18 protein-coding genes are annotated in these 21567 nt (G+C 69.3%); 11 read left to right on the top strand and 7 right to left on the bottom strand.

Translation table 11 applies throughout. The features are described from left to right. The first annotated feature begins 122 nt into the window (after nt 1-122). Complete coding sequence (locus ACWD6P_RS04570; protein WP_451442529.1) at nt 123-2024, top strand: hypothetical protein; 1902 nt, start codon at nt 123-125, stop codon at nt 2022-2024. A 287-nt stretch (nt 2025-2311) separates the two neighbouring features. Here the strand turns inward: ACWD6P_RS04570 and ACWD6P_RS04565 are convergent, their stop codons facing one another. Further along, on the bottom strand, nt 2312-3199 hold the full coding sequence (locus tag ACWD6P_RS04565) for a TauD/TfdA family dioxygenase (protein WP_451442528.1): 888 nt from the start codon (nt 3197-3199) through the stop codon (nt 2312-2314). Between the two features lie 167 nt (nt 3200-3366). Between ACWD6P_RS04565 and ACWD6P_RS04560 the strand changes: the two genes are divergently transcribed. Continuing rightward, on the top strand, nt 3367-4344 hold the full coding sequence (locus ACWD6P_RS04560) for an aldo/keto reductase (protein ID WP_451442527.1): 978 nt from the start codon (nt 3367-3369) through the stop codon (nt 4342-4344). 634 nt (nt 4345-4978) lie between these two features. Here the strand turns inward: ACWD6P_RS04560 and ACWD6P_RS04555 are convergent. Next, entirely contained in the window at nt 4979-5608 is a 630-nt protein-coding gene (locus ACWD6P_RS04555) for a hypothetical protein (protein ID WP_451442526.1), read from the bottom strand. Nucleotides 5609-5676: 68 nt separating this feature from the next. After that, nucleotides 5677-7419: an HrpF/NolX family T3SS translocon protein gene (locus tag ACWD6P_RS04550; RefSeq protein ID WP_451442525.1), complete on the bottom strand. Its 1743-nt coding sequence runs from the start codon at nt 7417-7419 to the stop codon at nt 5677-5679. A gap of 658 nt (nt 7420-8077) precedes the next feature. Between ACWD6P_RS04550 and ACWD6P_RS04545 the strand changes: the two genes are divergently transcribed. The 5 genes from ACWD6P_RS04545 to ACWD6P_RS04525 all read left to right on the top strand — a co-directional run bounded on the left by ACWD6P_RS04545 (nt 8078) and on the right by ACWD6P_RS04525 (nt 13581). Next, nucleotides 8078-9592 carry a hypothetical protein gene (locus tag ACWD6P_RS04545; RefSeq protein WP_451442524.1) on the top strand — a complete coding sequence of 505 codons (1515 nt, stop codon included), beginning with the start codon at nt 8078-8080 and terminating at the stop codon, nt 9590-9592. 255 nt (nt 9593-9847) lie between these two features. Continuing rightward, the gene (locus ACWD6P_RS04540) at nt 9848-10465 is read left to right on the top strand and encodes a hypothetical protein (RefSeq protein ID WP_451442523.1); all 618 of its coding nucleotides are present in this window, start codon (nt 9848-9850) and stop codon (nt 10463-10465) included. A gap of 30 nt (nt 10466-10495) precedes the next feature. Next, nucleotides 10496-11839: a hypothetical protein gene (locus ACWD6P_RS04535; RefSeq protein ID WP_451442522.1), complete on the top strand. Its 1344-nt coding sequence runs from the start codon at nt 10496-10498 to the stop codon at nt 11837-11839. 141 nt (nt 11840-11980) lie between these two features. Then, entirely contained in the window at nt 11981-12448 is a 468-nt protein-coding gene (locus tag ACWD6P_RS04530; protein WP_451442521.1) for an I66 family serine proteinase inhibitor, read from the top strand. 590 nt (nt 12449-13038) lie between these two features. Then, nucleotides 13039-13581 (top strand): GNAT family N-acetyltransferase, encoded by a 543-nt coding sequence (locus tag ACWD6P_RS04525; protein ID WP_451442520.1) that lies wholly within the window; start codon nt 13039-13041, stop codon nt 13579-13581. 114 nt (nt 13582-13695) lie between these two features. Here the strand turns inward: ACWD6P_RS04525 and ACWD6P_RS04520 are convergent, their stop codons facing one another. Continuing rightward, nucleotides 13696-14352 (bottom strand): TetR/AcrR family transcriptional regulator, encoded by a 657-nt coding sequence (locus ACWD6P_RS04520; RefSeq protein WP_451442519.1) that lies wholly within the window; start codon nt 14350-14352, stop codon nt 13696-13698. Between the two features lie 76 nt (nt 14353-14428). Between ACWD6P_RS04520 and ACWD6P_RS04515 the strand changes: the two genes are divergently transcribed. The 3 genes from ACWD6P_RS04515 to ACWD6P_RS04505 all read left to right on the top strand — a co-directional run bounded on the left by ACWD6P_RS04515 (nt 14429) and on the right by ACWD6P_RS04505 (nt 16502). Beyond that, nucleotides 14429-15121, top strand: a complete 693-nt coding sequence (locus tag ACWD6P_RS04515; protein ID WP_451442518.1) for an NAD(P)-dependent oxidoreductase — start codon at nt 14429-14431, stop codon at nt 15119-15121. Further along, a complete protein-coding gene (locus tag ACWD6P_RS04510; RefSeq protein ID WP_451442517.1) occupies nt 15118-15522 on the top strand; it encodes a pyridoxamine 5'-phosphate oxidase family protein in 405 nt (134 codons plus the stop codon). Before ACWD6P_RS04515 ends, ACWD6P_RS04510 begins: the two co-directional genes overlap by 4 nt. Before the next feature lie 107 nt (nt 15523-15629). Continuing rightward, nucleotides 15630-16502, top strand: a complete 873-nt coding sequence (locus ACWD6P_RS04505; protein ID WP_451442516.1) for a haloalkane dehalogenase — start codon at nt 15630-15632, stop codon at nt 16500-16502. A 77-nt stretch (nt 16503-16579) separates the two neighbouring features. On the opposite strand, the gene ACWD6P_RS04500 is transcribed toward ACWD6P_RS04505, so the two are convergent. Beyond that, a complete protein-coding gene (locus tag ACWD6P_RS04500; RefSeq protein ID WP_451442550.1) occupies nt 16580-17245 on the bottom strand; it encodes a dihydrofolate reductase family protein in 666 nt (221 codons plus the stop codon). Nucleotides 17246-17575: 330 nt separating this feature from the next. Further along, the gene (locus ACWD6P_RS04495; protein WP_451442515.1) at nt 17576-18343 is read right to left on the bottom strand and encodes a DUF4232 domain-containing protein; all 768 of its coding nucleotides are present in this window, start codon (nt 18341-18343) and stop codon (nt 17576-17578) included. 378 nt (nt 18344-18721) lie between these two features. Here ACWD6P_RS04495 and ACWD6P_RS04490 point away from each other — a divergent pair, with 378 nt between their 5' ends. Continuing rightward, nucleotides 18722-20266 (top strand): helix-turn-helix domain-containing protein, encoded by a 1545-nt coding sequence (locus ACWD6P_RS04490; protein WP_451442514.1) that lies wholly within the window; start codon nt 18722-18724, stop codon nt 20264-20266. Nucleotides 20267-20315: 49 nt separating this feature from the next. On the opposite strand, the gene ACWD6P_RS04485 is transcribed toward ACWD6P_RS04490, so the two are convergent. After that, on the bottom strand, nt 20316-21527 hold the full coding sequence (locus tag ACWD6P_RS04485; RefSeq protein WP_451442513.1) for a cytochrome P450: 1212 nt from the start codon (nt 21525-21527) through the stop codon (nt 20316-20318). Nucleotides 21528-21567: the final 40 nt, after the last annotated feature.

Genomic DNA, 21567 nt, shown 5'->3' with positions numbered 1-21567 from the left:
CGTCCTGGCCTCAGGAGGAGCCCGTGTCACCCGTTCTCCATTCCCGCAGTGAGCGTCTTGAGCGGCTTGAACGGCTGCGTGCGCAGTTGCAGGGCGGGCCCCTGTCCGGGTCTGGAGAGCGGATGGGGTCCTCGACGCGGGGGGTGTGGCTGCTGTACGGGGTGATGCTGCGCGGTGCGGCCCGGCTGGACGCGGGCCTGGAGCTGCCGGACCTGGAGGCGCGCCTGGTGCAGACGCTGCGGTCGAGGATGTCGGAGGAGGAGGTGCACGAGATCGGGCGAGTGTTTATCGAGGAGGCATCGGTGAGGAACGCGCCGCACCTGTTTCCGTACACGCTGACCTCCCGCGACCTCGCCGCGGGGTACTCGGTTGCAGACCTGTTCGCGGACCTGCCCGCCCTGCAGTCGGAGATCTTGGGGCAGCCCAACATCAGCCTCGTGGACCTTGATGCCCCCATCGGTGACCGTCGCGACAGCGAGGAGGTCGCTGCGGCCGTCGATGCCTACGGGTACGGGGCGACGATGGTGACCGCTTCCGGTCAGCAGCCCGAGACCACCGCGGCCCCGTCACGGCTACATGCCCGGGTGGCACTGTCGAGCTTCTCCTGCGCGAGGAAATCCAACAAGGAGGGCGACGGCGAGGTCTACTGGGCAGTGAGTGCGTCGGGGGGCGTCGGTGATACGGAGCGGGCGAGCTTCACGCGGGAGTACGGCGCCATGCGGGCGGGCCACGGGGCGGACTTCGACCCGGAAGACGTGTTGTTCGACGGCCCCGTCTCGCATGTGTTCACATCCCACATCGAGGTGTGGGAGGCCGACCACAGCAACTCGGCGTGGTGCGACGAGCTCATGCAGGACCTGTGGGAGATCGCCGGCTTCCTGTCGCAGGTGTCCGCCTACCTCGGGCTCCAACCGGACACCGCGTCTCAGACCACCTCCGAGGCCCTGGAGATCCTGGGGCTCATCTCCGCGCTCATCTCCGCGACGATGCACTTGTGGCGCAACGAGGACGACTTGGTCGTCAGGCGGACCATCGGCTTCGACCGCGGCGCAATCCGGCATCTGGCCGGCCAACCCGGTCGGGTCGACACCTGGTGGTTCGACGGCGGATCCCGCGGCACATACGAGCTGAGTCTGCAGTGGACCGGCCCCGGTGACACCCGCCTGCTGACCACCACCGCCATCGCCATCGCCGGCACCTGGAGCGCCAGCACACCGGTCCCCTCGGTCACCGCCCTGGGCACACCAGCCCTGGCCGCCTACGACGGCAAGCTCCACTGCATGGTCCGCACCCACAACATCCGCTTCGACTCCACCGCACGACCGAACCTGAAGTGGGCCGGCTTCGACGGCACCACCTGGAGCGACTTCACCGAGATCCCCGGAGCCTTAAGTCCCTCCAACCCGGCGATGGCGGTCTACGACGGGAAGCTCTACAGCACCCACCGCTCCCCCGACGGGGAGCTGCGCTGGAACCGCCTCAACGGCACTACCTGGAGCGCCTTCAGCACGGTCCCCTCGGGCGTGACCCTCAACGCGCCGGCCCTGGCCGCCTACAAGGGCAAGCTTTATTGCATGATCCGCAACCCCAGCGGCTTCAGCTCCAACGACGGCACCATCTCCTTGGCCACCTTCGACGGCACAACCTGGAGCAGCTTCACCACACTCGACGGGGCCAGTACCCCCTCCGCACCGGCGTTAGCGGTCTTCGACAGCAAGCTGTACGCGGTCTACCGCAGCGCCGACAGCTCGGTGAACTGGACGACCTTCGACGGCACTACCTGGACCCCAGCCCGCAAGTTCCCCTCAGGCTCCACCGCCGCCGCGCCCACCCTGGCAGCCCACGACGGCACACTGCATTGCCTGGTCCGCGGCGCCGGCTCCAACGAATCCCTGTTCTGGACAACCCTGAACGGCAGCACCTGGAACCCGTTCACCAAGCTCACCGCCACCAGCTGCGCGGCACCGGCCCTGGCCGCCTTCGACAACAAGCTGTACGGCATCCACCGCGGCGGCACCGCCTGACCGAGATCCCGCCGACATGACCAACGGCGGCAAGCCCGAACTCCTCTCCGGCAAGTACCAGATCCGCGAGCGGGCCCCGGCGGCGGTTTCAGGTTCCTCGGAAGCCAGGCACCCGGAGCTGGGTTTCGCGGACAGCTTCGATGAAGAGGACCTCCCACCTGGCCAATATCTCGATCGGCCTCGGCCTCGGCCCCCAAATCCCCTGCCACACCACGCGGCCCCCTCGGACGCGTGCACCGCCCGCCACCGCACCGCCAACGGACACGGCACCTCAACGGACACGGACCTCAGCCGCCGGCGTCCAAGCAGTCGGCGAGCATGACGCGGACCAGGCAGCGGCGAAGTGCGGCATGGGCGTGGTCCTCGTAGGCCGTGCGGCCGTGCAGTACCCGACGGTCGTCAGTGATCAGACAGTCCCCTTCCTCCAGGAGGATCGAGACCCTGAGCTCCGGCCGGCTGACCACTTCCTTCAGGACGTTGAGCGCCGCGCGCTTGCGGGGCGACAGTGCTTCCCCAGTCAGCTCGTCTGCGGTCTCGTTGCGTCTGACGTTGCACCGGACGTGTACGCGCCCCTCGCGTTCTTCGAAGACCGGTGCCCACACCACCGGCGGCGCACCCAGGGGCGCGACATGACGCCGGTCGAAGGGGAACGAGGTGTGGAGCACGTCCAGCTCACGAGGGAACTCCTGCTGGAGGATCTGATGGACCGTCCAGCCATTCACCAGGACAGAGTCACCACCGTGCCGCGCTCGTCGGTGTGCGAGCAGGGCGACATAGTCCGGCTCGTGGCCGAAGGGCTGCACGGCCCCGTCGTTGTGCAGGTGCAAGTAGCCGCGTGACTTGGACGTATAGGCGTTTTCGTGGAAGCGACGGTCGTCGGTGTACGCGGAGACACCCTCGTCCCGTACCAACCAGGCGCGCGCGGTGTCCGTACCGCGCCCTTGAGCGAGCGGCACCCCAAGGTGGCCGAGCATCGACTCGCTGAACCGCTGGAGGTCCGGGGTGGTCATCGACGTGACGGGGACGCCGGTCACCACAGCGAAGCCGGGGCCGTCGAGCAGCGCCTCGCGTGTTCGACGAGCGAGTTCCGCGTGATCGCCGACATACGGGAGCAGAAAGGCCGCCGGTGAGGCGAAGGAATGACGGTTCCAGCCGGTCACGGTGCCCCGCAGCACGATCTCCGCCTCCTCTCGCCAGGCATGACAGAGCCGGGCATGACAAGGGTAGAAACGACCCGGTCCGCGCGAGGAGGCGGAATTCAGCCCTCCATGCGCCATGCGCCATCCGGCCGGAACTAGGCTGCCACCCGGACACTCACCGGACACTCAAGGGGGAGGCGCTGGTGGAGCAGAGACGGCTGGGCCGTAGCGGGCCACTGGTGTCGTCGATCGGCCTCGGTTGCATGGGCATGTCCGAGTTCTACGGTCCCACCGATGAGGCCGAAGCCGTGGCGACCATCCAGCGAGCCCTTGATGCAGGGGTCACCTTCCTCGACACGGCCGACATGTACGGCCCCTACACCAACGAGGAGTTGGTGGGCAGGGCCGTTGCGGGGCGCCGCCGCCACGAAATCGTCCTCGCCACCAAGTTCGGCGTCGTACGCGGAACCGACCCGCGGACGCGAAGGGTCGACTCGACCCCGGAGTACGCCAAGCGGGCTTGCGAGGCTTCGCTGCGTCGCCTCGGCGTCGACCACATCGACCTGTACTACCTTCACCGCCGGAACCCGGACGTACCGATCGAGGAGACGGTCGGCGCGATGTCCGAACTCGCAGCGGAGGGCAAGATCCGGCACATCGGCCTGTCGGAGGTGAACGCCCGTACCCTGCGGCAGGCGTGCTCCGCAGGACCCATCGCGGCCCTACAGAGCGAGTACTCGCTGTGGACCCGTGGCGTGGAGCGGGACATCCTGCCGACGGCCCGCGAACTGGGCGTCGCCTTCATCCCGTACTCCCCGCTCGGCCGCGGGCTCCTCACCGGTGCCCTCACATCCGTCGACGAGCTGGCCGCCGACGACATCCGGCGCGGACAGCCCCGCTTCCAGGGGGACAACCTCGCGGCCAACCTGCACCTGGTCCAGCAGGTGCGGGCACTCGCGGCGGACATCGGCTGCACGCCGGCGCAACTGGCACTCGCCTGGGTGCTGGCGCAAGGAAACAGTGTGATCCCGATCCCCGGCATGCGCAGCCGCGCGCATCTCCACGAGAACGTCGGCGCGCTCGCAGTGAAACTCACCGAGGAACAGCTCCGGTCGATCACCACAGCCGTACCAGAAGCCTCAGGAGCCCGAGCACCCGACCTGTCCCGGCTGGAAAAGTAGAACCCCCACCGGGGTGCACGACGCCGCTGGGTTGCGTGAGCAATCCGGCCAAGCAGCGCCCGGGGCACCGGCTCCTCGCGCACCGGGATTCACGCCCACCGCCTCACGTCGCCCCACGTCGCCCCTCATCGCCACCGGCGTGCCCTGACCGTGCCCTCCAGGGCGGTGAACAGCTGTTAATACGGGGCCGTGAAACGCGGCAGCGCAGGGGCACAAGCCGTTATGCCGTTATTGGCTGTGTGAAGCTGCGTGAATTCGCACCCACAAGGCGGCGGCTGGCCTGACCAGTCCGCATGCGCAGGCCAGCGCGGGGCGTCCTGTCAGTTGTCGGGTGGTGGGGTGTCTCGCCGGCTGCGAGGTTCGCCGGTTTCGGTCGGTCCTTGCGGGCGGTGGGTGTCGTCGTTGGGGGCCGAGTGGCGGGTGTGCCGTGGCCGCCGGTGGAGGCCCGTGGCCACGGAGGTGGCCAGGAGGGCTGCCCCGACCCCGTAGAGCCAGGTCCTGGACCAGCTGGCCGCCAGAATGAGTGCCACCAAGCCGAGGCCGGCGAAAGCGGCTTTCAGTAGTGCCTGTCGTGCGGCCTTCCGGTCAGCGCGGGCCATCTCCGTTGTCCTCCTTGCCAGTCGTCGCCGAGCTGTCAGGCGGCTGCGGCGTCGGTGAACCGGATCGTCTTGCACACCGCTCCGATGAGTTCCAGGCAGTCATCCCACTCGTCGATGTTCTCGGTGGCGATGGAGAAGTCGGCCATGGCCAGGCGGCCGGGGACGGGCACGAAGATGTGCAGCTGCCGGACGGTGGTGGGCTTGGGGTCGTCCTCCAGGAGGTTGACCGGCTTGGGGACCTTGGTGTCCTGGGTGACGACGACGGCCGGCCCGCAGTCCAGCATCATGACGCCGACTTCGGCCTCGGGGTAGAGGGCGCCCATGGTGCGGGAGAGCCGGCGCACGGTGTGTTCGTTGGACAGCTCGCTGGGGCGGGCGGTGACGGAGAGCATCACCGAGCTGAGCCGCTTCTTCGGGTCGTCCTTGCTGGGGCCGGACAGCAGCACCCCGGCGTAGACGGCGCCGGCGGCGGCGAGCATCTCGTACATGGCCTGCTGGGTCAGGACGGCGTGGCCGATCTGCTCCGGGCTGGGCTTGGGGTCGAGGGATTCGAGGTTCTCGATCAGCCGGTTGGTGTTGACCTCGGCCGAGACCTGGAAGTCGATGTCGCGGAAGGCATCGGGGACGGAGAAGGTGAGCGGGAGTTCAGCGGTGGCGTCAGGCATGGCGCAGGGTCTCCTGTGGTCGGGGCTGTTGTGGCTGAGGGCGGTGGTGCGGCCGTGGCCGGTGCGGTTCAGCGGCGTCCGACGATCCTGCCGAGGAGGGAGAGGGTGACCGTGCCGCCCTTCTTCGCGGCGGAGCCGACCGCGCCCCAGCTTCCAACGGTCTGGACATAGTTGGCGGTGAGCGTGGCGCCGGTGGCGGCCTCCTTGGCGTCGCCCAGATCGCTTCCGGTGGCGAACTCGATGGCGAGGGGGACTTGGGTTGCGAGATTGACCGAGCCCTGCATCACCTTGCCTGCGATCTTGCCCGCGTTGGTACTGGCTCCCACTGCCTTGGCGCCGCGGGTGCCGATATAGCTGAAGACCTTCGTTGCCTCGGAGGCGCCCCTGCCGGCCACCTCTGCCAGGAAGGTCCGGCCCGCGGCCCGTGAGGCGACTTTGAGGCCGCCGACGGCACGCATCGACGTCGCGCCTGCCTTCAGCCCCTTCGCGGTAGCCCCGATACCGGGGATCAGCACGAGTGCGTCCGCTGCGAGACCGGCGAACGTGGCAGCATCCCAGTCGCCCTTGATCGCCGCATCGACCAGATGGGCCCCGAACGCACCCGTGGCGGTGGCCAGCGCGATGGGCCCGCAGATGGGGGTGAGGACGGGGATCATGGCCAGCACACCGGTGACGGCGGACACCATGCCCAGGACATCTCCCAGGAAGCCCCAGAAGCTCCCGCCCTGTTCCTTGGCGGCCTCAGCGGCAGCCTTGGCCTTGAGGTACTCGAACTGCTGGTTGCTGGCGTCGACGACCTTTGCCATCTCCCGGTTGGTCAAGAGCGCCTGGAGCTGGTACTCGGCCTGGACGGCCAGGCAATGGTCGACCAGGTCGCGCAGTTCGGGGTCGGCGATGCGCTGGGCGTCGTAGGCGACGTCCATCAGCCGCCACATCGTGTCGGTGAAGCCCATGCCGGCGCCCGCGATCGAGGGCGGGATCGGCCGGGCGACCACCGGGTCGGTGAAGTCGACCAGTGCGTCGGGGGTGCGCGCGCGGTGGAAACGGGAGGCGCCGTTGCCTAGGGCAGCGTTGAGGTGATTGGCGATCGCCTGGTCCTGCTTGGACGGTGTGTCCTCGCCGCGGCTTCCGCCGAGGAAGACGTCCAGGGCCCGGTCCACGTCCCGGGGGTCGAGGTTCCCACGGGCCGCCTCCCAACCGAGCGCGATGAACTCGGCGAGCTGGCTCCGCCGCTCAGCGTCGAACTGCGGCCCTTCCCCCACGTACTCGAAGCCTGACTCGAAGAAGTCCAGGTCCTCTGCGACGCCGGAGGGCCCGTCGAAGGACCAGTCGATGATCCGGCGGGCGGCGTTGACGTTGAGCGAGTGGACGAATTCGCCCACGCGTCCCGCGGGCCTCGCTTCCTCCGCCTCAAGACGCAGCAGCCTCTCCTGGTCCCCCTCCTCCGTCAGGGTGTCCAACCGCTCGTAGAACCCGTCGCCCTCCTCCGCGGACTCGGCCCGCTCCGCGGTGTCCTTCTCGATCAGGGCCCCTACGTCTCCGTCGAGCCTCCTCATCGCGCTGATGATCCGCTGCTCCATGGCCTGCCAGGAGTTGATGATCAGGTCGATCCGGTAACGCGCCTCCGGTGTTACGGAGTTACGGTCCCAGCTGTAGAACCGTTGCCCGGTACTCCCGGTCGGCTTGAGCCCGGTGTACTCCTTGAGGCTGGAGATGAGGGCGCCGACGATCCGGTCGCCGTTGCTGACGTCGTACCCGAGGTACGGCATCCAGTTGCTGCCGCCGCCCTCTGCCTCCGCGTACAGGACCATAAGAAACCCCTCTGCCCAGGTCGATGACGGCCCGTACCGGAGGAACCCCGGCGGGCCCCCAAATCCTGGAATCCACCGCCCATCCGGACAAGGATTACATTCTGCGCAGATGTGCGACTCTGGCTGAATCACCCATTCCCGTTACCAAGCCCTCCCTGAATGCCCGGCACTTGGGGAGTTCGGCCGCACGGAATCGATCGAAAGCGTTGCCACCCCACCGACCACCGGCCACCGCCCAAAGCCGAATGCCGAATGCCGAAAGCCCAAAGTCGAAAGCCCCGAGGCTGACGGATAGGACCTCTCCAGCTGATCACCGGCCTCGCGGTACTGCCGTGAAGGGATCTCCGATGAACGGCAAGTGGGGGACGATCGAGGCGATGGCGCGCGCAGGGGGCGTGCAAGGTGAATGAGTTGCTCCGGTCGCCCCCGGCCCGCGCCCTGCCCCGGTGGGTTGGCGCACGCCACTATGACCGTGTCCTCAGCCGGAGTCAGTTGGCAACGGCATGGGACGGTCCGCCGGCGCGTCAGGCAACGGACCTTTGGGTTCTCTGCATCTTTCTCTGCATCTTTCTCTGCATCTCATCGATCTCGCGAAGAGAACGAATTGGCATGGCGCAACCACCCGCCCATGGCAGGTCCGGCCAAGGAGGATTCACCCATGACTGAGCGCGTGCCCGCCGCCTCCCGGCAAGTGCAGTTCCCGATCGTCGAATCGTTCACCCAGGGCACCGTGACCAACCCGCACTGGAAACTCCTGGGCAGCGCGCGGCTGAACGGCGGCAGCCTGGAACTCACCCCCAACGCACGTTCCCAGGCCGGTACGGCCTTCCTCGACGAGCCGTTCTCCTCAACGCTCGGCGTCACCATCGACTTCGACTACTCCTGTGAGGGCGGCGCTCAGCTCGGCGACGGCTTCAGCGTCTACGTGATCGACGGCGCGCAGACGACGGAGCCCGGCGGCATCGGCGGGGCGCTCGGGTACTCCTTCACCAAGGACGGTTCGGGCAGCATCGTCACGCCGGGGGTCACAGCCGGGTACGTGGGTATCGGCTTCGACAACTTCGGGAACTTCGCCACGCAGTACGCCGGTACGGGAGGCCCCGGGCGTCGACCCCACGCCGTCGGGGTACGCGGCTCCGGCAGTCTGCGGGAGGGGTTCCGCTGGCTCACCGGCGTCCAGGTGCCCGGCGGATTCCGCGGGTCGTGGGAGAACGGCGCCCACATCCAGGTCTCCATCATCGACGGCCGGCTGACCGTACGGCACGCCGACAACGCCAACCCCAACGGCACCCTGCTGATCGACGACTTCGACCTCGCCGGTGCCGACGGACAGGCACACATGCCCGAGACGTTCAAACTGGGCTTCGCGGCGGGTACAGGCAGCGCCACCGCCTCCCACCGGCTCAAGAACCTCACGGTGGCCCTGCCGGTCAACATGCCGCTGGAGATGAGCGGCCCACGGACGGCGAAGGCGGGAGAACGCGTCTCCTACACCATCGGCGTGCAGAACCTCGGCCCCAACGACGCCCCCGACGCCGTGGTGGAGGCCACGGTCCCGGCGGAGCTGACCGACCTGGAGCTGACCTGCCAAGGCGAGAACGGAGCCGTCTGCGGCACCGGTTCGGTCCTGGACGGGCTGCACCTGCCGATCGACCTGCCCAGGGGCAGCAAGGCGATGATCAACCTGACCGGCACCATCGACCCGACGTTCGAGGGCCGACTCACCTGCACCAGCCAGGTCACGTCGCCCACGCGCGCCAACACGGCCGGGCAGTACTCCGACTCGGCCACCACCGAGGTCGAACTGCCTCCGGTCAGCGTCACCCCCGTGATCAACCTCCCCGGATGGCCCCAGACATGGCCCCCGGAAGCGGAGGGCTGGGTCATCAGTTACGAACTCACGCTGGCCGCCAACGAGCAGCGCGTGGTGCGGTGGGAGATCCTCTTCGACGTACCGGAGCGCACCCGCATCAACCCGCAACAGAGCCAGTGGTACGACGTGGTCAAGGACGGCACCGACGGATCCGTCGTCATCGCCACGCCGGACGACATCCACACCATCGAGCCCGGCGCACCGCTCACCGTGGCCGTGCAGCTGCTCTACCCGTCCCAGTACGACGCCGGTGACGGCACACTGCGCAACCTCCGCTCCACCGAGGTGACCCAACCGTAGAGCCCGCTGTCACAGCGCTCCCGCTCGAAGCGGGAAGGCAGCCGGGCAGACCTCCGCCGCCGCCACCTCCCGAACGGCAGTCCTGCCGTCGGCGGTGACCGGGCGATGCGGCGCACCCCGTGGCCTTCCCGCCTGCCGCCTGCCCTGTACGACTGGACGCTGCTGCCGGTTGCCCGGCCCGGCCCGCAACAGCACAGCCTGCGGGCCCCAGGGGCAGATCTGGTCGTATCCGTTTCTTGAGAGAGGAGTACCACCATGCCCGCTGCCACGATCGACCTGCCGCTGAGCTTCTCGGTCCCCGAGGACTTCCGGGACATCGACCTGACCATCTCCGCGGAGGCGAACACCAACAAGCTGATCGGAGAGCTCACCGGTCTGTCAGAGCGCCCCAGTGACGAGGAGATCGCCCACGCCGTCCTGGTGCAGCAGTCGATGTACGAGATGCTGACCGCCGCCGGCGCCGTCTACGCCGGGATCCTGCTGGCCGGGCCGTCCGAGGATGAACCCGACCAGCGGCTCACCTCACTCATGCTGACGGTCACGGCCCGGCCCAGCGAACTGTCCAACGACCAGACCGTGCACCGACTGGCCCGCACCATGGGCGCCATCTACCCCGAGGCGGAGGTCGGCGTGGTGCAGCTGCCGACCGGCCCCGCCGTCCTGCTCACCGAGGACAGCAAGGTCGAGCGGCCGGTGAACCTCCTGAGCGACGGCGGCGGCCCCACCGTCGTACGCCAACTGCACGTGTTCGTACCCGTTCCCGGCCGTCTGGCGATGGCGGACTTCTCCATCGCGACGGAGAACCTCGCCGAGTGGGACGACTACGTCGACATCCTCGGCCAGGTCTGCAACACCATCGAATTCACCGGCTGACCCGCCGCACGGAAGGAAGGGCTCAAGGCCATGGAGAAGCTCTACACCGTCATTGCCGGAAACGGCTATTTCCCCATGTCGAACCTCGGATACGAGGCTGGCGGTGACGACCGCATCGTGGCGGCCGTGCACGACAAACTCAACCGGTACACCAGCCCCGACGAGAGGCGCCCATGGCGCTGGTCCCGTGAAGTCCTGCGGGACGAGGACCGCTACCGCATCGAGCAACTGCTCCGCGCCTTCCTCTACCAGGAGGACCGGATCATCGCGGCCCTGCGGCGACTGGACGGTGAATTCCACACCATGCGGTGGTCCTCTGACGAGGCCCGCAAGCGGATCGGCAAATTCATCGACTCCCTCAAAAAGGCCGCTCAGGAACGCGCGCGCGAGGGCCTCGCGCTCGAGGACCACCAAACCCGGCAGTACGCGCAGAGTCAGTCCAGGTCGGTCATCGACTTGAGCGACCCGGAGATCGCCCGCTGGGTCAACGTCCCCTCTCTGGGGTTCGTCTGGCGGCTGAAGGACAACGGCTACGGGCCCGACCGCATCGAGGACCCGGCCCTGCGCGACCTGATCGACCTCGTCCTCGCCGTGCAGGCGGAGTACCAGCTGCAATGCCTGCTGCTGGACCGCGAGTTCGAGCGGATCGTCGAAACCCGCGGCCAGGAGTTCGAATACCTGAGGGCGGCCGCCGCCGCCAAGGCCGCCGCGGAAGCCGGGGGAAGCAGCTTCTGGGGCATCCTCGGGGACGTCCTCGGGGTCGTCTCCGCCGTGGCCGGAGTCCTGGCACTGGTCCCGGTACTGACCCCGCTGGCCGGGCCCATCGCCATCGCGACGGCTGCTGGCGCCCTGGCCGCGCACACCGCGGACGCGGTGATCCAGGGCGACTGGGACGCCGGAACGATCGCCGGTCTGGGCGCCGACGTACTCGGAGCCCTGCCCGTCGTCGGCGCGCTCGGCAAGGCCGCGCGGGCCGGCAACCTCGCCATGCGCTCGGTCGGCAGGGCGGGCGTGGCCGTCCGCAGCGGCGGGCGCGCCTTCCTCGCGGCGACCAGCGGCGCGGCCGCTGCCGAGGCCGGGGCCATCGCCAACTACCTCGGCACCAGCGGCGCCAAGTTCGTCGGCGCGAGCGCCCGCCAAGGCAAGGTCATCGGGAAAGTGATCCAGGGAACGGTCGATCTGGCCACCCAGATCCCCACCGTCGTCTCCCTGGCCGGCGGGGACGACACCGACACAGCGGAAGACGTCGCCACCGCTGTCGACTTCACCCAGGGCATGGCCGACAACGTCGGCGACTGGGCCGAAATGGGCTCCGGCGCAGCGAAGAAAGCCGGGAAGATCTCCCTCGCCCGCTTCGCCGCCGCCTTCGCCTAGGTCGTGTCCGATGGGTCGGCGCTGTCAGGCCAGGCACACCCACTGGGAAGTGGTGTTTGGGTGGTGTTTGGAGCGATATGCGCCGGTGAAGGTTCCGCTGAGTCCTCGGTCGTCGGACCGGGGCTGAGCGAGGGAGAGTCAATGATTTTCTGGGATCGCCCGGTAAGTCTGTGGATCGGTGGCCAGCCAGTGGTCGAGTACGACAATGCACTGGCCGTGAGCGGGGCTCCCGGCACCTCCCCGGCCCGCTGGCGCATCACGTATCGAGAGAACCACGATGCCTACACGGTGGAGACCGAGGACCGGTCCAGGGGACTGATGGTGCTGGTGATGCGCCAGCCGGCCATGCCCATCGCCGTGAACCCGCTCGACGCGTCGGGATCGGTCCCGCCGCAATTCAGGTGGAAGATCACCCCCGTCGCCGGGGGCGTAGTCGATCTCCCCGACAGCCTTCAAGGCAAGGGCGGTGCCTTCACGTTCACGTCCGCAGCTGACGGCACTAAGGGCCACCTCATCGCGGTCGACAAGCCCGCCCTCCTGGGCACCGAGCCGGCCGTCTTGCTGTCTGGCGGGACACAGTCTGGCCACGTGGTCATCGAACAGCACTGACGGAAGATCGAGGTCGACCCCGAGAACGGACTGCGCTCCCGGACCGTGTGCTTCACCATCGACGTCTTCGACACCATGCCGGTCGCCCTCGGCGATATCCGCGCGCTGCGCAGGCAGGGAATCGGCAGCCGGGCTGCCCAGGAACTGCTCCGCCTGCAGCCTGGTCCGTGGCCCATCTGCTTCCAAGAGGTGAACAAGGGTGCCGCCCGGTTCTGGCGGCGGGTCGCCCCTGCCGCTGTCGGACCGGCATGGCGGGAAGAGCAGCGACCGGTACCACCACCGTTTCCCGCGAATATGCCGCCGGACAGATGGGTCCTCCTTGATACGGCGAAGCCGCCATCGGGAAATCCGGCGTAAGCGCCTGCAATGGGCCTATGTCTGAGAACTTCCTCGGCGAGGCGACAGCCAACACATTGCTTGCTGGACGAAGCGGTGTCCCGGCAAGCCGAGTTCACCGCGGGCGCGGTGCGGGACCCCCGCACCGGTCTGCCGTCCCACGAGGGCCGTAACTCGCTGGGGCGTGTATCGAAAGTGCCTAGTGAGGATGGCGGAGAGCCCATTTGTGATCGAGTGTGATCCAGAATGGTTGGATGGTCACGCTTGAGACTCCCCGTTTGATCCTGCGTCGCTGGCGCGAGGAAGACGTTGCGCCCATGGCTGCCGTCAATGGCGACCCCGAGGTCATGCGGTGGATCCGTGACGGCAGCGTCCGTGACGAACAGCAGACTCGCGGCGGGATCCAGGCATGGGAGAGCGAGTGGGAGTCGCAGGGCTTCGGCCTGTTCGCCGTGGAGATCCGGTCCACTGGCGAGCTGGCCGGGTTCACCGGCCTTTCGGTGCCCGACTTCTTGCCGGAGGTACTGCCGGCGGTTGAGGTCGGCTGGCGGCTGGGACGTTCCCACTGGGGGCAGGGCTTGGCCACCGAGGCAGCTGCGGCCGCTGTACGGTTCGGGTTCGAAGAGCGAGGGCTGGAGCGGATCGTCAGCATTACTCAAGTGGGCAATGACGCCTCCGAACGGATCATGACCAAACTGGGGATGCATCCGGTCCGTGAGACCGTCAATCCCACCTGCGGTCGGCGAGTACGGGTGTTCGAGTTGTCGTCGGACCAGTACGTCACAACCACTCGTTGACGGCGGCAACGAGGACGGAGCCTCGTAGCGGACCGCGAGTGGTCGTCCGGCTCGCCGACGACACCGCCAGGCGGTTCCACTCTCCGCGCAACCGAACGGAGGCGCCGAGGCGGTTCAAGGGCGGACGGTGCCGCCGCCGGAGGGCGGTGAGCCGTGGCGGGCTGTTCGGATGGGGGGCGGGGTGCGTGGGCTCGGGGTCAGTGCCGTGCGCAGCGCTGGGGTGAGGATGCGGCGGGTCTCGGACGGGGTGAGGGCGGCGGGGGTGGGGAGGGGGTTGAGGTAGCGGGTGTAGATGAGGCCGCCGAGGATGGTCACTACGGCCGTGGCGCGGGCGGTCGCGTCCCGGCCGCCGAGAAATTCAACAAGCCGGGTCAGCAGCTCGCGTTCCAGATATTCGCGGAGCACCTCGGCGGCCTCCTCGCCCCGGGTGGTCAGCTGCCGGAAGTCCGCGTCCTCCCACAGGTCCGTCACCGCGTCGATCAGGCGGCCGGGGAGGGTGGCCGGATCTCCGCTGAGGACGGCGTCCACCGTCAGCACGTTGGCGCACTGGAACTGCATCACATCCGCGAACAGGCCCTTCTTCGAGCCGAAGTGGTACGAGATCAGCGCCGGGTCGACCCCGGCGGCCCCGGCCACCGCTCGCAGGGTGGTGCGCCGGTAGCCGTGCTCCAGGAACAGCGCACGGGCCGCGGAGATGATCGACTCACGGGTCGGCGGGTTGCCGCGGGGGCGGCCTCGGGGGCGGGCGGGTGCGGGGACGGCGTTATTCATCAGGGGTGAGCCTGCGCGGGGCGAACGGCACAGTCAAGGGCATTCCGGGAACCACGCGAAGGGATGCCCCGTCACCATGCGTATCGCCATCTTCGGCGCCAACGGACCGACCGGCCGCCGCCTCATCGACCAGGCCCTCGCCGCCGGCCACGAGGTCGTCGCCGTGACCCGCCGCCCCGGCTCCGTCCCCGCACGGCCCGGCCTCGCCGTAGCCGTCGCCGACGCCACCGACCCGGAGGCCGTCGACGCCGCGATCGGCGGCACGGACGCGGTCCTGTCCGCGCTGGGCGCGCGCTTCAGCAAGGAGACCATCAGCACGTACTCGGCGAGCGCCACGGCCATCACCGGGGCCATGGCCCGCCACGGCATCTCCCGGCTGCTCACCGTCAGCTCCAGCATCGCCGACCCGAACTGGCGCCCCTCCGGCGCCCACTTCTTCAACCATGTACTCGACCCGCTGGTGAACCGACGTCTCGGCCGCACGCTCCACGAGGACATGCGCCGCATGGAGGCCGTGATCCGTCGGACGGACCTCGACTGGACCCTCGTCCGCCCCTCGGGCCTCTTCGAACACCCCGTCGTCACGGCCTTCCACACCGCGGAGAACAGCGCCGACGGCGTCTTCACCGCCCGTGCCGACCTCGCCGCGAGCATGCTGCACGAGATGGCGGAGCGGCGCTATGTCCGTACGGCCATGGGCATCATCACCACGGCCGTGAAGCCGAACATCGCCAAGCTGATCTGGAACGAGGGCGTGAAGAAGGGGTGAGCCGCGAGCGCTCCGAACTCCCGCCCGCGGCAAGGGCATTCCTCGTCCGCCCGCACACGGCCACCCTCACCACCCTCCGCCCCGACGGCACCCCTCACGTCACCCCCGTCCGCTTCAGCTTCGACCCGGCCACGGGCCTGGCCCGGGTGACCACCCGGGCCGGGGCCCGCAAGGCCCGGAACGTGGCGTCCGGGGGCCCGGCGGCCCGGGCCGCGCTCTGCCAGGCGGACGGCTTCCGCTGGATCACCCTGGAGGGTTCGGCCGTGGTCAGCGACGACCCCGAGCGCCTGGCCGAAGCCGTCCGCCGCTACACCGCCCGCTACCGCGTGGCTCCGCCCGCCCCGCCGGACCTGGCCGTTCTCGAAATCACCGTCGAGCGCGTCCTGAGCCTCAATCTCTGAATCTCCCTAATGAATCTGAATCCCCGTAATGAATCTGAGTGCCCGTAATGAATCCGGGTCCCCATAACGAGTCCGAGTCCCCGTACCGAAAGCGATGTCACCCCGCGATGCCCACCACCCCGGTCCTCGACTCCACCATCCACCACCGCGAGTCCGGCGACCCCGACGGGCTGCCGTTCGTCTTCCTGCACGGCAACCCCACCTCCTCCCACCTGTGGCGGAACGTCCTGCCGGGCGTGGCCGCGCCCGGCCGCCGCCTGCTCGCCCCCGACCTGATCGGCATGGGCGACTCCGGCAAGCCCGATCTCGCCTATTCCTTCGACGACCACGCCCGTTACCTCGACGCCTGGTTCGACGCTCACGGTCTCGACGAGGCCGTTCTCGTCGGCCACGACTGGGGCGGCGCTCTCGCCTTCGACCGGGCCGCCCGCCTCCCGGGCCGCGTCCGCGGCCTCGCCTTCACCGAGACGATCATCAAGCCGCTCAACGGCGACGAATTCCCCGCCGCGGGCCGGGAGTTGTTCACCCGGCTGCGCACCCCCGGCATGGGTGAGGAGATGATCCTGGAGAAGTCGCTGTTCATCGAGGGACTTCCGGATACGGTCGCCACCCCGCTCGACCCTGCCGACCTGGAGGTCTACCGCCGCCCCTTCCCGACCCCCCGGAGCCGCCGCCCGGTGCTGGCGTGGACGCGCATGATGCCGCTCGACGGCGAGCCCGCCGACGTCGTGGCCCGCGTCGAGCACTACGGCGCCTGGCTGGCCGCCAGCCCCGAAGTCCCCAAGCTGCTCGCCGCGTTCGAGCCGGGCCCTGGTGCCATGACCGACCGGAGGACGGTGGCCTGGTGCGAGGAGAAGATCGCGGGCCTGGAGATCTCCCATCACGGCCTCGCCGGTCACCACACCCCGGAGGACCGCCCCGAGGAGCTGGCCGCGGCGATCCACACCTGGGCCGACCGCCATGGACTGGCGTATCGGTAGGGGGCCTCGATCATGGCGGTGGACGCGGCGTGTAGACGGTCTGGAGTCGGCATGCGCCCTGCCGCTCAATCAGGCCGCTATGCGCTCTCGTCGACGATCTTGAGCTCTCGCGCCTTCTCCGGGTAGTTCTCCAGGTCGAACGAACCGTAGGTGGGTCTGCCCACCCGCTCGTACGTGCAGTACACCACCCCGGAACTGGTCGGCCGGGCGTCCGTGAGCTGGAACGCGGTCGGCGTGGTCCCTTCGGCGAAGAGCCGCTTGCCGGTGCCGAGTGCCACCGGCTCGATCAGTAGCCGGTACTCGTCGACCAGGTCGTGCCGCTGCAGGGTCTCGATGAGATTGCTGCTGCCCTGGACGTTGATCTCGCCGCCGGAGCGCTGCTTGAGCTCGGCGACGGCCTCGGGGACGTCGCCCTGGAGCAAGTGCGAGTTGTGCCACTCCACCTTGTCCAGGGTGCGCGAGGCCACGTACTTGGGCATGGCGTTGAGCTTCGTGGCCACCGGGTCGTTCTCGTCGGTGATGTGCGGCCAGTGGGCGGCGAAGATCTCATACGTCCTGCGCCCCAGCAGCAGGGACTCCATCCCGGCGAACTGCTCGACCATGATGGGGCCCATGTCCTCGCCGAAATAGGGAACCGACCAGCCGCCGTGCTCGAAGCCACCCTCGCGGTCCTCGTCCGGTCCGCCGGGGGCCTGCATGACACCGTCCAGGGACACGAAGGTCGATACGACCAGTTTGCTCATCTTCTTCTCCTCTTCGCGGAGGTCGTGGAAGGCCGTGCACCTGGTCAGACTCGGCTGGCGCGGAAAACTCATCGCTTCCAGGTCAGCGTCTCACGGCGGATACGGCAGGGCATGCGCGCGGAGGAGCCGTCGGAGGCGGTGGTTCACACAGGGTGACGGGTGACTACGCCACCGCGGTGGCCGTTTCCTTCTCTGTCTCCCGCGGTGGCCGCTTTCTTCGCTGTCTCCGGGTTCCCTGTCTCCGGGCTCCCTCCACGGCCGGGCGGCCCGTACGGAAGATCCCGTACGGGCTGCTGCCGGTCGGGGCCGGGTCAGGGTCAGGGCTTCACCTCAGAACTGCAGGGCGTCGGACGGCGAGGTCTGCCAGTAGGAGACCGAGGCGTTGTCGTCCTTGTACGTACCGGCGGGCAGGCTGAGCGTCAGCGGTGCACCGGCCGAACCGGAACCGCTGCTCGGTGTGAGGTACACCGTCAGCTTCCGTGCGGTGCGGCCATGGGTGTCCCCGCCGGACTCGCCGCTGAGCAGCACCGACGCGTACGCGGACCGGCCCGGGGCGACGCTCACCACGGCCTGCGGCTTGCTGGCCTCGTTTACCTGCGTGGCCGCCTGGTCGTCGTCGAAGCGCAGGGACGGTGCAAAGAAGGCGTTGCAGGGGCGGGAACCCTTGTTGGTGACCGTCAGCAGCAGGTGGTTGAGGGGGCGCGGCACCTTGGTGATCGTGGCCGTCACGTTGTCCCCCGTACAGGCGTCGGACGAGCCGGATCCCTGGCCGGGGGCCTTTCCGCCGGACGAACCCTTCGAGGGGGAGGGGCGGCTCTTTCCGTCGCCGGGGCCAGCGCCGGGGCCCGAACCGTTGCCGTTGCTGCTGCCGTTGCCATTGCCATTGCCATTGCTGCTGCCGTTGCCCTTGCCGTTGCCGTTGCCGTTGCCAGTGGCGTCGGCGTTGCCCCCTGGGCTTGGGGTGGCGGCGTCGGTGGCGTTTCCCGGAGTGCGGGCATCGGATGACGAGGCGCCACAGGCGGTCAGGGATAACGCAGCCAGGGCGACGGCGGCCGCGGTGACGGCGCGGGGGCGGATGTGGATGCGGATGCGGAGCATGGTGGTCGGTGTTCCTTTCGTTGCACCCGTGCGGCTGCGGCGCCGGGTGTGGTTCTGGAGGTGACCGTGCTGGGGAACCGTGTGCGTGAGGGTGGCCGCCCTTACAGGCGAGGTCTCAGTAGCGGTTGAGCAGTGAGATGACGACCGCGACGCAGACGATCAGCACAGCGAGGGCGAGAACATCGCTGAGGCACGGGCGGGTTCGCATGGCGTCTCCCGTCTCGGTGGCACTGCGTCCAGCCTGCGGGGTCGGCGTCGCGGCGCCAACCGATCCGGGACAATGAGAGAAGCGGGAACGCCAACAAGGGGTTTGACCTGGGGAATTGACCCTTCCCTGGAACAGGGGCCTGGAACGGCGGAACGAACAGGGGGATCAGGGTGGCCACAGAGACAGCGGGCTTCGCGCATCTGCTGCGCCGGCTCAAGGAACGCTCCGGGCGCAGCTACGGCGTCCTCGCCGGGCAGTTGCACATGAGCGTGTCCACGCTGCACCGCTACTGCAACGGCGATGCCGTACCGGTGGACTTCGCCCCCGCCGAACGCTTCGCCAGGCTGTGCGGGGCGGACCGCGAGGAGATGCTGGAGCTGCACCGGCAGTGGATCGTCGCGGACGAGGGGCGCCGACGCGGGCGTTCGGCGTCGGCCACGGCGGCGGCAGCAGCGCCAGCGACGGCAGCGGCGGCAGCGGCGCCCACAGCGCCGTCTCGCGGGGCCGGGTCGGATGATGCGGCCGGTACGCGGGCACTCGTCGAAGCGTCGGCGACCGCTGCGGCCGAGCCGGACTCCGCGGGGTCGGACTCCGCGGAGTCGGACAGTTCGTCGGACGACGCCAACGGTGCGGAGGGGGCGGCCGCTTCCGCCTCCGATGGTCTCGGCTCCTCCCCCGGCGCAGCCGAGCCGGCAGCAGCCGCCGCGGCCACAAGTGCCCCCACGACGGGCGCCGGTCCCGCCACCCGGACTTCCCCGGCCTCCGCCACCTCCCCGGCCCGCAAACGCCTCCGGATCGCCCTTGCCGCCCTCGCGCTGGTCTCCCTCGCCGTGCCGGCGGCGCTGGCCCTGACCCTGGAAGGAGGCACGGTGGACGGCACCACCCGCAGTAACCCGCGCGGGGCCGCACACCCGCCGGCCGTCGGCGACCAACCGTCCGCTGCCTCCCGGCACAGCCCGGCTCCCGGGCCTTCCGCCACGAAGGGCTCCCCCGCCCGCGGCGGCAAGGGCAAGCCCGGGCCCTCCGCATCGGCCCGTTCGGCCCGTCCGGAAGCGTCGGACGCCAACCGCCCGCCCGCCGGGGAGGACGGGCCGGACGACCGCTCCGCGCCAGGCGTCGGCGTCACCTCGTACAACTGGGACGAGCCCTGCGGCGTCTACTACCTGATGCGGCAGGAGCCGCAGCACGTGCCGCCGCCGCCCGCGCCGCAGGACACCCGCGGCTGGGCGAGTGCCCTGGGCGGCATCGACGGCGGGCATCTGCGGCTCCAGCTCACGGTGACCGGCAGCACGGACGAGGCCGTCGTCCTCACCTCGCTGCACGTCCGGGTGGTGGGCAAGCGTGCCGGGCTCCCCTGGGCCGCGTACTCGATGGGCGACGGCTGCGGCGGCGGGATCACCCCGCAGAGCTTCGACATCGACCTGGACGCCGAGCGGCCGACGGCGAAGCCGGTGGCCGGCATGGACGGCGACATCGAGGTCCCCGCGAAGGACTTCCCCTTCAAGGTCTCCACCCACGATCCGCAGGTCCTCAACCTGGACCTGCACACCGAGGCCCACGACGTCAGCTGGTACCTGGAGCTCGGCTGGAGCAGCGGCGGCCGGCAGGGAACCCTGCGCGTCGACGACGGCGGGCGTCCCTTCCGCACCAGCGCCGTCGACGGCCGCGAACGGTTCACCTACTGGCACAACAAGCACAAGTGGCTGCCCGAGTAGCAGTACTGATCGCCCGTCAGGGCGGCGGCCCGGCGCGCGTGGCCTCCGCCTACCAGGTGACCGGGAGCTCGTGCAGACCGAAGATGGCCGCGTCGTTCTTCAGCGGCAGGTCTTCGACGGGGCCGGCCGGCCGGAGCCCGGGGAGGCGGCGGAGCAGGGTGTCGTAGACGATCTCCAGTTCCATGCGGGCGAGGCTCTGTCCGAGGCACTGGTGGGGTCCGTGACCGAAGGCGAGGTGCTGGCGTGCGCCGCGGTCGACGTCGAGTCTCCCGGGGTTCTCGTAGACGTCCGGGTCGTGGTTGGCCGAGCCGCCCAGCGCGAAGACGCCCTCACCGGTGCGGATGGTCTGCCCGCCGATCTCGACGTCCTCCTTGGCCACGCGGGTGGTGATGATGTCGGTGATGGTGAAGTAGCGCAGCAGTTCCTCGACGACCTGCGGAGTGCTGCCGGGCTCGCCGGTGATGCGCGCCCGCAGCCCGGGCGTCTCCATCAGGGCGAGCATGCCCAGCGAGATCATGTTCCCGGTCGTGTCGTGCCCGGCGGTCAGCAGCAGGAACGCCAGGTCGACGAGTGCGTCGTGGTCGTACGCGCTGTCCTTGCGGCCCTTGGCGATCTGCCGGCTGAGCAGGTCGTCCCCCGGGACCTTCTCCTTGGTCGTCACCAGCTCGTCCAAGTAGGTCTGCAGGTCGAAGAACGCCTGCTGACGGGTGAGCGGGGGGAGGGTCATGCTGAGCATCCGGGAGGTGCGGTCCTCGAAGAAGTCGCGGTCGGCGACGGACACGCCGAGCAGTTCGCAGATGACCAGGGACGGCACCGGGAAGGACATCGCCTTCACCAGGTCGGCCGGGTTGGGGCCGGCGAGCATCGCGTCCACGCACTCGTCGACGATCTCCTGGATGCGCGGCCGCAGGGCTTCCATCCGGCGGAAGGTGAACTCGCCGACCACGGCGCGCCGCGCCCGGGTGTGTTCCGGTGCGTCCATGCCCGCGAGGGACAGCGTGGAGTCCTTGTCGCTCCGGGCGATCTCGACCAGCATCGGGAAGTTCGGATCGGCCCGGTCGGAGCTCAGGCGCGGGTCGAGCAGCGCCTTGCGGACGTCGTCGTAGCGGGTCAGGATCCACGCCGGTTTGCCGGTCGGCAGGGTCACCTTCGACACGGGGCCGCTCTCGCGGAGGCCGTGGTACTCGGCGGGCAGCCGGTAGGGGCAGGTGCGGGGGAAGGGAAAGGCGGGCGGGAGGCCGCCGCCGGTCGGTTCGGTCACGGGATGTCGCTCCTCGTCGGTGGTGGGGTGCGCGGTGGCG

The organism is Streptomyces sp. NPDC002446, from assembly GCF_053595675.1.
The sequence above is the reverse complement of the archived record's forward strand: the minus strand, read 5'-3'. Positions and strand labels throughout refer to the sequence as shown.